The 12,937-nt window shown below is 59.1% G+C and carries 12 protein-coding genes; 3 read left to right on the top strand and 9 right to left on the bottom strand.

The window, feature by feature from the left end:
* Positions 1-27 precede the first annotated feature (27 nt).
* Both BINDI_RS04120 and BINDI_RS04115 read right to left on the bottom strand, forming a co-directional pair.
* Positions 28-213, bottom strand: coding sequence for a hypothetical protein (locus BINDI_RS04120; protein WP_033490261.1), 186 nt, complete (start codon positions 211-213; stop codon positions 28-30).
* Positions 213-494, bottom strand: coding sequence for a hypothetical protein (locus BINDI_RS04115; RefSeq protein ID WP_052115188.1), 282 nt, complete (start codon positions 492-494; stop codon positions 213-215). Before BINDI_RS04115 ends, BINDI_RS04120 begins: the two co-directional genes overlap by 1 nt.
* A 386-nt stretch (positions 495-880) precedes the next feature.
* On the opposite strand from BINDI_RS04115, the gene BINDI_RS04110 reads away from it, so the two are divergent.
* The gene (locus BINDI_RS04110; protein ID WP_033490911.1) at positions 881-1,648 is read left to right on the top strand and encodes an LOG family protein; all 768 of its coding nucleotides are present in this window, start codon (positions 881-883) and stop codon (positions 1,646-1,648) included.
* A 143-nt stretch (positions 1,649-1,791) separates the two neighbouring features.
* Here the strand turns inward: BINDI_RS04110 and BINDI_RS04105 are convergent, their stop codons facing one another.
* The 3 genes from BINDI_RS04105 to BINDI_RS04095 all read right to left on the bottom strand — a co-directional run bounded on the left by BINDI_RS04105 (position 1,792) and on the right by BINDI_RS04095 (position 5,771).
* The gene (locus BINDI_RS04105; RefSeq protein ID WP_033490257.1) at positions 1,792-2,475 is read right to left on the bottom strand and encodes an O-methyltransferase; all 684 of its coding nucleotides are present in this window, start codon (positions 2,473-2,475) and stop codon (positions 1,792-1,794) included.
* 48 nt (positions 2,476-2,523) lie between these two features.
* Positions 2,524-3,531, bottom strand: a complete 1,008-nt coding sequence (locus BINDI_RS04100; protein WP_081830874.1) for a succinate dehydrogenase/fumarate reductase iron-sulfur subunit — start codon at positions 3,529-3,531, stop codon at positions 2,524-2,526.
* 245 nt (positions 3,532-3,776) lie between these two features.
* A complete protein-coding gene (locus BINDI_RS04095) occupies positions 3,777-5,771 on the bottom strand; it encodes an FAD-binding protein (RefSeq protein WP_033490909.1) in 1,995 nt (664 codons plus the stop codon).
* 85 nt (positions 5,772-5,856) lie between these two features.
* On the opposite strand from BINDI_RS04095, the gene BINDI_RS04090 reads away from it, so the two are divergent.
* Positions 5,857-6,204, top strand: a complete 348-nt coding sequence (locus tag BINDI_RS04090; RefSeq protein WP_033490255.1) for an MGMT family protein — start codon at positions 5,857-5,859, stop codon at positions 6,202-6,204.
* Here the strand turns inward: BINDI_RS04090 and BINDI_RS07150 are convergent.
* The 4 genes from BINDI_RS07150 to BINDI_RS04070 all read right to left on the bottom strand — a co-directional run bounded on the left by BINDI_RS07150 (position 6,189) and on the right by BINDI_RS04070 (position 11,219).
* A complete protein-coding gene (locus BINDI_RS07150; protein WP_237742989.1) occupies positions 6,189-7,508 on the bottom strand; it encodes a DNA-processing protein DprA in 1,320 nt (439 codons plus the stop codon). The genes BINDI_RS04090 and BINDI_RS07150 overlap by 16 nt on opposite strands.
* Positions 7,509-7,968: 460 nt before the next feature.
* The gene (locus BINDI_RS04080) at positions 7,969-9,543 is read right to left on the bottom strand and encodes a YifB family Mg chelatase-like AAA ATPase (protein WP_033490253.1); all 1,575 of its coding nucleotides are present in this window, start codon (positions 9,541-9,543) and stop codon (positions 7,969-7,971) included.
* The gene (locus BINDI_RS07300) at positions 9,543-10,130 is read right to left on the bottom strand and encodes a YraN family protein (RefSeq protein ID WP_081830786.1); all 588 of its coding nucleotides are present in this window, start codon (positions 10,128-10,130) and stop codon (positions 9,543-9,545) included. The genes BINDI_RS04080 and BINDI_RS07300 overlap by 1 nt, the downstream gene beginning before the upstream one ends.
* A 198-nt stretch (positions 10,131-10,328) precedes the next feature.
* Positions 10,329-11,219: a pyridoxamine kinase gene (locus BINDI_RS04070; RefSeq protein WP_033490251.1), complete on the bottom strand. Its 891-nt coding sequence runs from the start codon at positions 11,217-11,219 to the stop codon at positions 10,329-10,331.
* A 282-nt stretch (positions 11,220-11,501) separates the two neighbouring features.
* Here BINDI_RS04070 and BINDI_RS04065 point away from each other — a divergent pair, with 282 nt between their 5' ends.
* Positions 11,502-12,827, top strand: coding sequence for an O-acetylhomoserine aminocarboxypropyltransferase/cysteine synthase family protein (locus tag BINDI_RS04065; RefSeq protein WP_033490249.1), 1,326 nt, complete (start codon positions 11,502-11,504; stop codon positions 12,825-12,827).
* Positions 12,828-12,937 lie beyond the last annotated feature (110 nt).

Genomic DNA, 12,937 nt, shown 5'->3' with positions numbered 1-12,937 from the left:
GTGTTGCCTTGTTGTCTATTTCGCCCATCAGTCCTTGTGGCAGATGCAGTCCGAGGAGGTGGGGTAACCGGGGTGGAGACGAGGGTGCTCTGGCCAAACCTGACCCAACTCGCCTGACCAGGTTCCATCCTGGAAGGGTCGGCTCAGCAGGTTCAGTTCCTCTTCGCTGATTCCTGACAGGGTATTCCAGTCCTTGCCTTCGTTGGTGGCCATCAATCCCTTCCCCTCGTGAGGAACTCCCGTAGGGTTTTGCGTGAAGGGGGAGTCATGGCATGGAAGACCATCCAGAGCCTGGCGTCGTCGTTGACGGAGGCCAGCTCCATCAGCCTTCCCTGCCCGTCGAAGCCCAGGGTCAGCCAGACCTTTCGGCTTCCCTGGCTGTTGATGACCGGTGCTGAAACAAGGGCATTGCGCCAGACCTCCAAGATGTCCTGCTGGTCAATGTCGGGATGCGTACGATGAATCCTCGGATGGATCATGGGCTGAAATTCCATGGATTGCTCCCTGCTGGTATTTTGGCGGGTTTCTTGGGCGGGACCTGGCTGTGCGGCATGTCAGGGCGATTACCGTCTGCGCACCTGCCGATTATAGGATATTCCATTGTGCTAAGTGGGTGTTCGTCCCCGCCTTTGACTGCCGATCGAGCTTAATGGACCGGATATGGTCTGGTCCATTAAAGTAAGGTGGGGTATTCGACTGGTTGAGTCGTGCTCCTGATGGATGATATTGCTGAAGTATATGAGGCAGGTACCCGGATGTTGGCGGCCGGGAGGGTCTGGAACCCACGCAGAATCAACTTCTGCAGGTGAATCGGGACGAAGAGATACAGAAGATGGGGAGAGCGATGATGGAAGACCAAAACATGAGGGAACAGGCGAAGATGCTGAACAAGGGCGGCAAAGCGTTCGAAGAGGAGCAGGATATGGGGAGGACCTACCATAGTGGTCCGGTCATCATGCGAGGCCCCATGATTCCGTCAAGTGATTCGAACGCCAGCCTGCTCTCTGCGGATGCGGATACGGACTGGCTTCATATGGACCCGTGGCGGGTGCTGCGTATTCAGGCCGAGTTCGTCGATGGGTTTGGTGCCCTTGCCGAGCTGGGGCCGGCCGCCACAATCTTCGGTTCAGCCCGGACCGACGAGGACAGTCCTGACTATCGAGCTGCTCAGCGGATGGGGGCCGGACTGGCCAAGGGAGGCATGGCTGTGATCACCGGTGGTGGCCCGGGCATCATGGAGGCCGCCAACAAGGGTGCCGCCCTGGTCGGTGGAAAATCGGTAGGGTTGGGAATCGAACTTCCTCACGAGCAGGGAATCAACCGGTGGGTCAATCTGGGTATTACCTTCCGTTACTTTTTCGTGCGGAAAATGATGTTCATGAAGTACTCGTCCGGTATCATCGTCTGCCCGGGAGGTTTCGGTACCTTGGATGAGATGTTTGAGGTGCTGACGCTGGTGCAGACCCACAAGGTGGACACCATGCCCATTGTCCTCTTCGACAAGGAGTACTGGGATGGCCTCTTTGACTGGCTGCTGACTACTGTCAGGGACCGTGGCATGATTTCGGATCTGGATCCGGGGCTGGTGGTCCGTACCGACGATCCGGATGAGGCTGTGCAGGTCATACTGCAGAACCGTCAGCCTTAAGAGGGTGTCATCGCCGCTCTGACTACGGAGCTTGTGGAGGACTGCTGCTGTCATGAGAAACACAGCCGGAGCAATACGTGAAAGCCATGCGTTGACATAGCCTCGGATGCGGTCCTATAGCGTATGAGAAGTGCGGGAAGGGACTAGGCCTGCTTGTCCTTCGCAGCCAGAACCATGCCATTGCCGACAGGAATCAGGCAGGATTCGAGATGGTCCTCCTGCGACAGGGTGTCCATGAGGGTTCGGAGCGTAACTGCCTTGTCGGAGCGATTGGCCGGATTCATTATCCCGCCCTTTTTCGGTTCTGTGTCCAGGGCGAAGGCATCGGTGAAGACCAGCTGACCGCTGCTCTTCAGCAGACGGGGGGCGTGGTCTATGGCATCCTGGTAATTCCGGCAATCCCCGGAAACCACAATCAGGTCGTAGTCGGCAGGGTTCAGCCGGGGAAAATAGGTGCCCGCAGAGGTATTGACCGCGCGCAGACGCAGAACCGAGTTCCTTCGCTCTTCCTCCTGGAAGGTCTGACGAATCAGCGAGGCACCCTCGGGGGAGGAATCGACAGCCGTAAACTGGCCCCGACCGCTTAGACCATCCATGAGACGAATGGCTTCGACCACTGAACCTGTTCCTAGAAGGATGATGGAAGCGGCATCCGCTCTGCCTGCCAGGAATCGCAGGAAGGAGCCCTGTGCCACTGAGCACTGTGGGAAACCTGCTGATTCCGCCCGGGTGCGAAAGGCTGCCAGTGTTCCGGATTCGCTGTTGAGTGTGCTCTTCTCGGCTAGCTCCCACCCTTGGGCATGATTGCTGTATGCGGTCTTATCCATAGTGATAACTCTAACGTCTGGTGTTCACAAATGGCGACATGGGGCCGGTCAGCGGTTGACTGCCTCGACCAATCGCCACATTTCTTCGCCGACGTCAATTCCCTTTGGGCACGGGCGGGAGCAGGCGCGAACGGATTCGCAGGCCAGGATTCCGTCCTCCTGGTTGATATCGTCGAGGCGCTCCTGGCGGTGCTGGTCACGCGAGTCATTGATGAAGCGGGAGGCTGCGATCAGGGCGGCGGGGCCCGCGAAGGCCTCTCCACCGGCATAGACAGGGCAGGACCCCTCGCAGATTCCGCAGGCGATGCAGTTGCTGAGCAGCTCAAATTTGGACAGCTGGGCCGGGGTCTGCAGGTTTTCCGTTTCGGATTCGGGGCCCGCACCGTCGCGTAGATACGGATGGAAACGGCGGATCTGCTCGAACATGGTGTCGGTGTCGACAATCAGGTCGCGTAGGGGTGTAAAGCCGGGAAGGGGCTTGATTTCTATGATTCCGAGCCAACCTGTACGGACGGCTTCTGTATTCTGCCGCGGCTCGGGGTTGGCATCCCTGGCTTGTCCGGTTCGACGGAATCCTTGCGAGGAGTCGGCTCCCTCGTCTGTCCCCTGAGCCGGCGCCTTGGCATGGTCGCCGATGGTGGCTGTGCAGAGGAGCGTGGGCGTGGAATTGACCAGGACGGCATCCGAACCGCACATGCCATGTCCACAGGAGTAGCGGAAGTTCAGGGTCGGGTCCTGCTCACGTTTGATTTGCAACAGGCAATCCAGGATTGTTTGCTCAGGTGAGGTGTGCACCTTGTACTCCTGAGTCCACCGCTTTCCACGCGGACGTCCTGGTCTGGCGCCGAAAGGCGATGAGGTGGCGGCGAAGGGATTGGAAGCCGTGCGGCCCGGGCGGGCCTGCCGCGGCGTGAACCTGGCTACGCGTATGGTGACGCTGGTGCTGGTTGTACTGGAGTCTGTGGTGCTGCCAGAGTCGAGGCTTCCGGTGTCTGCGGTCTGTCCGCATGTTCCGATTGAGGGTCTGCTCTGCCCTTCAGCGCCTTCGGATTTCATAGGTTCAGGCTCCGTTTCATCGTGCGCATTGATGGTCCCGTACACCATTCGGGAATCAACCACTCATTCATCCTAGTGACTCGACCCGTCATCGGTTACTCGTCCATTAGGATTTGCCGCTAATCCAAACGAAATCAACGTAATTGAGAGGGCGGCATCCTGGAAGACCAATCAACCGGGTTTGGATTCGATTCCCGCCTTTGCCTGCAATCGAACAGGGACGGCCGTTGTTCCGATACTTCCTGTCAGTACTGCCTGCCTTGTGGAGGCATGTCGACGATGTGAACCGGTTGCCAATCGATGTTGCCATCACAATCGACCATGGAGTGCGAGAGGAAGTGTACGTCGTCGCGTTCCGGGTGGTCCTGGCGGAAGAGGGCTCCGCGTGATTCCTTTCGATCACCGCTTGCAGCCAGGACCGCCTTGGACAGAGTCAGAAGGTTGTCGACCTCCATCATCGCCGTCAGCTCCTGGTTGAGGGCCGCTTCCGTACTATGCGATTTCAATGTGAGAGCCTTGTTGTGCAGGTGGTTGATCTGACTCAAGGCCTTGTCGATGCTGGTCTGATCGCAGCGGACCGCCACCGCCTTCTCCATGATTCGCCCCAGCTCCTGCATAAGCAGGTAGGCGTTGATGTCATCAGACGATTCCACGTCGGGGGAGTCTTCATTCCTGTCTTCGGGCTCCGATGAAGACAGCATGTGGTCCATTGCCGATTGCCTCTTGGACAAGGCCTGATTCATCAGGTTCTCGTTGCGGGCGCTCCGGTCATCTGGAGCATGATTGGATGCTGCTTCCATGCCCAGGGATTGGTCCTCCTGATGGGAGGATGCAATGGCGGTGATACGCCTGGCCATGGCTTCTCCTGCCCGGGTGCCGAAGAGGCAGGCATCCAGGAGGCTATTGCCCCCGAGTCGGTTGGCGCCATGAACGCTGACGCAGGAGCACTCGCCGGCAGCGTAGAGACCTTCGACAGAACGGCGTTGACCGTCCACCCACCGATAAACCTGCCCCCGGGTGGTGATGGGAATACCTCCCATGGTGTAGTGGGCGGTCGGTTTGACGGGAATCAGGTCGACGGCAGGATTCAGATTCGCGTACTTGCAGATGGTTTCATAGACCTGGGGGAGGAGTGACTTCATGCGATCCTCGCCGACCCCCCTCATGTCCAGCCAGACGCAATCACGTGGACCATCGGGGTCTCTGGGGTCGGCTACGCCTCGGCCCGCGTCGATTTCGGCCATGATGGATCGGCTGACCACATCCCTGGCCGCCAGGTCGCCGTGTTCAGGCGCATAGTCCCGCATGAAGGCCCTGCCCTCCGAGTTGCGGAGGATTCCGCCCTCTGCCCGGGATGCTTCGGAGAGGAGAAAGCCGGTATGGCCGAGACCGGTCGGATGGAACTGGATGAATTCGATGTCTTCAAGCTGCAGCCCGGCCTTCAAGGCCAGTGCCATACCATCTCCGGTGAGGTCCCAGGAGTTTGAGGTGGTGTGGAAGAGCCTGCCGGCGCCTCCGGTGCAGAGCATGATGGTGTCGGACGATATGGCGCGGGTCTGTCCGGTATGGGTGTCCAGGACCACCAGACCGCATGCCGTAGCCCAAGGCTGTGCCGGAGTGGTACCTGCAGCATCATCCTCTGCGGAGGCGTTTTCGGTTTTTGCCTTCTTGTTCGCAGTCTTGGACTTGTCCAGGACCAGATCAGTTACGTACCATTCCTCGGCGAAAGTCACTCCCATCTGTACGCACTGCTGCCAGAGCGAGTGGAGGATCTGATGGCCAATGCGGTCTGCGGCATAAGCCGCCCTTTTTACCGGTTTTCCGCCGAATTCAGACGTGTGGCCGCCGAACTTGCGCTGGGCGATACGGCCGTCTTCACGCCGGGAGAAGGCCACCCCCTCATGTTCCAGGCGAGTCACCGTCTTCTTGGCCTCTCGGGCCAATACCTCTACGGCGTCCTGGTCGGCGAGCCAATCACCACCCTTGATGGTGTCGTAGTAGTGCCAGTGCCAATCGTCCTGTTCCTCATTGCCCAGGCTGGCTGCGATGCCACCCTCGGCCGATCCGGTGTGCGACCGGAGAGGTTGCAGTTTTGAAATGACGAGAATCGATGGACTTTCTCCGCCTTCCCGATTGTCCTTTTTCAGTGACCGGGACAGGCTCAATGCTGCTGACATGCCGGCGGCCCCGGCGCCTACGATGATGGCCTCATAGTGATTCTTGATTGTCGCAGGACTCATAAAGCCGATATTCTCACAACCCTTTGATAGCACCAGGAGGTTTGGGCATGTGGTCTTGTCCCTTTGTTCGCGGACAATGAAAAGCATGGGTCGAGAGCAGTCCTTTTCGCAGATGGTCTATCAGGTTGTCAGTCGCATACCTGCTGGCAGGGTCGCCACGTATGGTCAGATAGCGGCTTTGACAGGGAAACCCAGAAATGCAAGATTTGTTGGATTCGCGCTTCATTCCAACCCCGAACCGGGTGTGATTCCATGCCATCGGGTTGTCTTCAAGGATGGTTCCCTGGCTCCGGGCTTTGCCTTTGGTGGTCCTGAGCGACAGAGGGAGCTGCTGGAATCCGAAGGGGTTGTCTTCATTCCACCTGCGCATGACGAGAACACCGGTCAATCGGGATGGGTGGTTGACCTCGAACGCTGTCAATGGGATGCCTGATCTTGCTTGACCAGGTGCGCTGAACCGTTGACCGTCTCGATTTTCCCTTCGAGCTCAAGCCGTCCGAGATGGCGTAGCACCAACTGGACAGTGTCGACCTGCGATGAAGTAGCCATGCCGGAGAATCGACTCCCTTCCAGCGCTCTGATCAGTGCATCAACCGTTGCAGCTTCGCCCTTTTTGCAGCAGGCTCGTATCGCTTTCAAAATCACCTCCTCCGGGTCCACATGAGGGCAGTTCTCTGCCTCCGTGAGGTATTCCAGTGCCGGAGGTATTTCCTCCAGGGGCGGTAAGTCGTCCTCGCTTCCTTTGCCGGGCTCCAGTTCCTTGTCGGACTTACTGCCGATCTTCTTGCTCATAGGTTGCCGTTTGACGGCGATTTCCTGCTCGGGGAGCGACTTTTCAATTTGGTCTGAGGTATCTTCTCTCGATTTCGCCGTCCCGGTATCATCCTCAAGGTCCGACGATTGGAAAGAGCCAACGACGGGGTAGGTTCCTGACTGATGCGGAGCATGGCAGATACCGCTTATATCGGTTGCCGAGATAAGAATGGTTGCCTTGCCCTGGTGGATCAGGCGGTTGCATCCGGTGTTCTCCGGAGTGTCGATTCGACCTGGAGCCGCATAGATCTCCCTCCCTAATTCTGCCCCCCAGGTGGCCGTGTTGAGGGCCCCCGATCGGTATCGGGCCTGAGCCACCACTATCGTCGAGGCGAGGGCGGCGATGATTCTGTTGCGGAGGAGGAAGCGGCGGCCTTCGGGGATCGTTTCCGGATGCATCTCACTGATCAAGGCCCCGCCATGTCGTTCAATGGCTTGAAAGAGTTCCCGATTGCGTAGTGGCCCCATTCGTTTCAATCCACCTGCGAATACAGCCACGGTCGATCCGGCATCGCTCGTATATTCCTCTCCTCGGGCGGCTAGGGCGCCCCAGTGTGCTTGTGCGTCGGCTCCCATGGCCCCTCCGGAAACCACCAGGTGGCCTTGGATCGCTGCCTGTCTGCCGATTTCGTGAGCGATGTAGCTGCCATAAAGGTCGCAGGTCCTGGAGCCGACGACTGCGACGGGTTTGCTGCAACTGATCAGACTGTCCTTGTTGCCCCTGCCCCATAGGCAGAGAGGCGGAGCCCAGTCTGATCGTTGGGCGAGGTCGTTGAGCTGGGATGGCCAGGTGTCTGATGTCGGTGTCAGTACCCACAGGGTTCCTCCCTCGGTCAGACTTTCTTTCAACCTGTCCGCATCCCAATTCCGTACGGATTCCACTCGTGATCGCCATGCGGTGCTGACCCGCCGGAAGCGGTCCATGTCCTTGCCGTTTATCTGCCTGCCCCATCGGATGGCTCCCTGGATGAAAGCTCGATCCAATTGTGTGCGGGCCTGAGACTGTCGTGCGGAGATGGGTAAGGAAGTGTCTGGTGAGATTTCCAGCAGTGTCTGACATAGGTCCAGAGGGCACTCCGACCCCAGCAGACTGGCGTGCATGAGGGCATCGGGTCCATCAGCCGCGAAGTTCAGTACCGCTCGAGCCAGCCAATCATCCCTGATTCGTAGGTGGGCAGCTTGAATGCCTACGGGCCGATTTCCAGCTCGCACAGGTTTCTGTATTTTCGTCGGCGAGGAGTGTCCCGGTCTGGCCTCTTCTGGTTCTTCCGGTATCGTGCCTGTACGCCCCGGTTGTTTCTGTTCCGGCTGCCCGGTCGCCGCCTGCTCCATATCGGACCTTTCGAACTCGGGTTTCTTTTGTTCCGGGCATCCTGCGGCCATCTCATGCCGTCCTTGTCCGCATCATGATTCCGACGGCTACGTCATCGACGTTCGGTCCGTATCTCCCGTCAAGGTCGGCCAGCGTCCATGCCAGACGTAGGGTCCTGTCCGCACCGCGCAGACTGAGGTGTTTCTTCCGCATGGCTTCGTTGACGACGGCTAGTGACTTCTGCCCTGTATTGGCCCGTAACCACTCGCCGCCGGCCTGGGCGTTGCAGGTCCAACCCTCCTCCTTGAATCGTTTTCCGGCAGCCTCGCGGGCCATGATTACCTGCTGCCTGATTTCGGCGCTGGATTGTCTGTGACCGGCATCACCATGACCGAGGCCTGTCACGTTTGGGCTGGCACCACCCAGGTCGGAAACAGGGGGAACCGTTGTCTGTATATCAATACGGTCCATGATTGGGCCGGAAATCCGGTTCCAATACCTGGTTCGTTCCCTTGGGGAGCAGGTGCATCGTTCACCTGTCCCATAGCCATACCCGCAGGGGCAGGGATTGGCGGCCATGACCAGCTGGAATCTGGCAGGGAAGGATGTGGACCCCTTGGCCCGGGAGAGGATTATCTCCCCGATTTCCAGCGGTTCACGCAGTGCTTGAAGGGCCCGGGGCGAGAACTCGGGGGCTTCGTCCATGAAGAGCACACCACAGTGGGCCTTGGTGATGGCGCCAGGGGTTGCAAGTCCGCTGCCGCCACCGACCAAGGAAGCCATGGACGCGGTATGATGGGGTGCTTCAAAAGGTGGAATGTCGCTGACCCCATACTGCTTCAGGGTGCCGCAGAGGGAACGGATGGATGCGACCTCCAGCTGTTCCTTGGCCCCAAGTGGGGGCAGGATGCCAGGTAGACACCGGGCCATCATGCTCTTGCCTGCACCTGGTGGTCCGACCATGAGTATGTGATGCCCGCCGGCGGCCGCCACGGTCAAGGCCCACTTGGTCCCCTCCTGGCCTATGACCTGGTCCATGTCCAGATTCGTCGCCCCTGGGGCGTTCTGGTCCTGGATGGTTATGTCCGTCGTCTGTCCTGAATCAACTACGGTGTCCGGTATGTGATAGATCGCGCGACCTCCCATGTGCTCCACCAGCTGGCCAAGGTGCATCAATCCGGTCACTTCGATTCCGGGTACGATTGCAGCCTCCTCCATATTGGCTTCCGGTAGGAAGACCCTTTGCACGCCAAGTTCCTTTGCATAGGCCAGGATGGGAAGAACGCCGGTAATCGGCAGAACGCTTCCATCCAGATTCAGCTCGCCCAGGGCTATGGTCTGTTCGAATCCTTCAACGGGTACCACGCCTCCGGCGCCCAGAACACTTGTAGCGATTGCCAAGTCATGCGAGGAACCGCGCTTGGGGCGCGAAGCCGGCGAGAGGTTGACGGTAACCCTTGTCTGAGGCCAGCGGAACCCGCAGGACGAACAGGCCGATTTGACCCTTTCCCTCGATTCCGACAGGGAGGCATCCGGCAGACCGATGATGGAGAAGTAGGGGAGACCCGGCGAGATGAATGCCTGGGCGTTGATGACAAACGCCTTGAGTCCCACCAGACCGATGGACTTCGCTGATCCAAGCCGCATCAGAAAGCCTCCCGTATATGACGGAGGAATATGGAGTCGGGAGACCATCCGCATGCCTGGGGCCGGAGTCTTTCGGGACGGTCATCCGTGGCCGTGTGAATTCTCATATCGGAATCCATGACCCCAGATGATATACCGGAATTGAGTGTCTGGTCCCCAATCGTGAGGGTGACGACATCGAAACGGGTGCCCTGGTGCCGGATAAGAGGATCCCGGTCGTGTTCAATCAGCCACTGCACCGCTGCACGTCTGCAACGTTGCTGTTTCGCCGGCCCCACAGCTTCGCAGGGTGGGCCGTACCTGGTCGACCGCCTGGTCTTGACCTCGATGAAGACCAGGTTCGGCGAGGGGTCCAGGGCGATGATGTCCAATTCCCCATATCTGCAGTGCCAGTTGCGGGTGACGATGCGCCACCCTTGATTCTGTAACCATAGGCTGGCATATTCTTCGCCAAGCCTCCCGAGTTCCCTGCCACTCAGGCCGATTCTCCTGATTAGACGTTCGACTTCGGCCAAGGTGCCGGCCCTGTCATGAACGTCTTCGAGGGGTTTGTGATTGCGGGTTATGGTGTGCTTCCGGGTATCCATGACTCAAGGAGACCATGGATAGGGAAAAGAGTATCGCTAATTATGCGAATGTGCGTATGTGGATAAGCCTGGCCCAGTTTCCCTGCAACTTCAAGGAAAACAAGGTCAGGCCATCTGATTCTACGGTTGGTGTTGAAACCTATCGAGAGAGCCGAATCCCATACTGGGTGGCGCTGGTTGATGACTCGGTGTGCCCGATCAGTCAACCATTCCGGTCAGCAGACCGAGGTCCAGTTCGAAGCTGACTCCCCGCTCTTGGTAGTTGGGCTGGTTGCGGGTGTGCTGCATGGCCGAGCGAACGAACTCACCGGCGATTTCCGCGGCTTCGGAAAGATTCTTCCCGGCGAAGACGGCTCCGCAGAGGGAGGATGCGAAGGCGTCGCCGGTCCCGTGAATCATAAAGGGCAGCTTGTCGTGAACCAGTTCCTGCTTGTCACTGCTTCCGCCCTGTTGTGCCGAAGCCACGAAGTTGCGCAACTTGCCGTCACCGCGATCGATCCCCTTGATGATTACGTTCCGGGCTCCCATCTCCAAAAGCCGGGACAGGCGCGTCTCAACCTGCTCGTCGCTCAGGTTTTGACCCTCATAGGGCAGGCCGGTCAGGAGGCTGACCTCGGTCAGGTTGGGCATGAGCAGATCCGCCCCGTCCACCAGGCGAATCACGGCCTTGCACATCTCCTCGGTGTAGGTGGGATACATGGAACCGCCGTCGCCCATGACGGGATCGACCAGGCGCAAGGCCTTGGGATAGTCCCTATACATGCGCAGGATGATGTCGACCTGTTCGGCGCTTCCCAGGAATCCACTGTAGATGCCGTCAAGATCGACCCCTTCTTTCTGCCAGGCATCCAGGTACCCGGTCAGGATCTCGGTGGTGTCGTGGAAGGTGTAATCCTTGAACATGGTGTGGGCGCTGAACAGGGCGGTCGGCACGGGGCAGACATCACAACCGGCGGCCGAAAGGATGGGGATGGCTGCGGTCAGCGAGCACTTGCCGTATCCGCACATGTCGTGCACGGCGGCGACCCTGGGAATGTAACCGGCATCGCGCTGGTAGAGCCTGTTCTGATTGTCCCTTTGTCCGGCCATCTTTTGAACTCCTTCATGCCTGCTGCGGCTGTTCGGAACGGAGTCTTCTCCGCTGCTCTCTCGACTCTACAGTGAGCAGGCCGGGCGTGCACCACCCATCTGGCATGGCGAGACGGGAAAGGCCTGCTTTCAACCTTCTGCAAGCTGCCATAAAAAAGGGCGATACCAAAATGTCCCTTCAAGCTTGAACCGACTGTCCTGCGTCGTTTATGGTCACAGGCAAGGGCGGCTGCGGACGCGATCCGGTCCACCCGATCAGCCGGGACACAGATAGGAGTCGATATGACCGACCAGAATCCGCACAAGTACCATTTCGAGACCCTGCAACTCCATGTGGGGCAGGAACAGGCAGATCCCGCCACGGATTCGCGTGCCGTGCCGATCTACGCCACCACCAGCTATGTCTTCCACGACTTCGACCATGCTGAGGCCCGGTTCGCTTTGAAGGATCCCGGTAATATCTATGGCCGTCTGACCAACTCCACCCAGGGGGTCTTCGAGGATAGGATCACCGCCCTGGAGAACGGCACTGCGGGTCTGGCTGTAGCCTCAGGAGCCGCAGCAGTAGAGTACGCCTTCCGCAACATCACCCAGACCGGCGATCATATCGTGGCCTCCAAGAACATCTACGGGGGGACCTTCAACCTCCTCAAACACACCCTGCCGCGTGATGGTGTGGAGACCACCTTCGTCGATCCCTCAGAGCCGGGCAACTTCGAGTCGGCCATCCGGGATACCACCAAACTGGTCTTCTTCGAGACCTTCGGCAACCCCAACGCCGATCTGCCTGATTTCGAGGCCATATCCGCAATCGCCCATGCCCACAACCTGCCGGTTATCGTTGACAACACCTTTGCCACCCCGTACCTGTTCCGGCCTCTGGAGCATGGAGCGGATGTGGTCGTGGAGTCCGCCACGAAGTTCATAGGCGGCCACGGCACCACCCTGGGTGGGGTCATCGTAGAGGGAGGCGGATTCGACTGGGCGGCGGTGCCGGGCAAGTTCCCCACCCTGACCGAGCCGGACTCCAGCTACCATGGTCTGCGCTTCTACCAGGATCTGGGTGCCGCGGCCTTCGTCACCCGGATCAGGGCCATTCTCTTGCGCGATACGGGCGCCGTTCTCTCGCCCTTCGCGGCCTTCCTGCTTCTGCAGGGGACCGAAACGCTCTCCCTGCGGGTCGAACGACATGTCCAGAACGCTCTGAAGGTGGTGGATTACCTGAGGACCGTGCCCGAGGTTGAATCGGTCAGCCACCCCTCCATCCCGGACCGCCCTGACCATGAACTGTACAAGCGCTACTTCCCGAACGGGGCCGGGTCCATCTTCACCTTCGACCTGAGGGGAGGGAAGGATGCGGCAAGGGTCTTCATCGACAACCTCCATCTCTTCTCCCTCCTTGCGAATGTCGCGGATGTCAAGTCCTTGGCCATCCATCCGGCATCGACCACACACTCCCAGGAGACCGCCGAGGAGCTGGAGGACCAGGCCATTCATCCCGGTACCATCAGACTCTCGATCGGTACAGAGAATATCGATGACATTCTGGACGACCTTAAGGGAGCCTTCCGGGCCGTGAAGGAGTCGGGGCTGGCGGCCAGGCGGTAAATCTGCTTCCTTGCCTCGGTTGCAGCCTGCGAGGGGCTGCAACCCTAGGACCTCACCTGTGAATCCTTGAGTGGCTGTTCTGCACAGTGCCCTTCACCGTCAGGTTGAAC

It is taken from the genome of Bifidobacterium [indicum] DSM 20214 = LMG 11587 (genome assembly GCF_000706765.1).
GTDB lineage: Bacteria > Actinomycetota > Actinomycetes > Actinomycetales > Bifidobacteriaceae > Bombiscardovia > Bombiscardovia coryneformis.
This window is presented reverse-complemented; position numbering and strand designations above follow the sequence as displayed.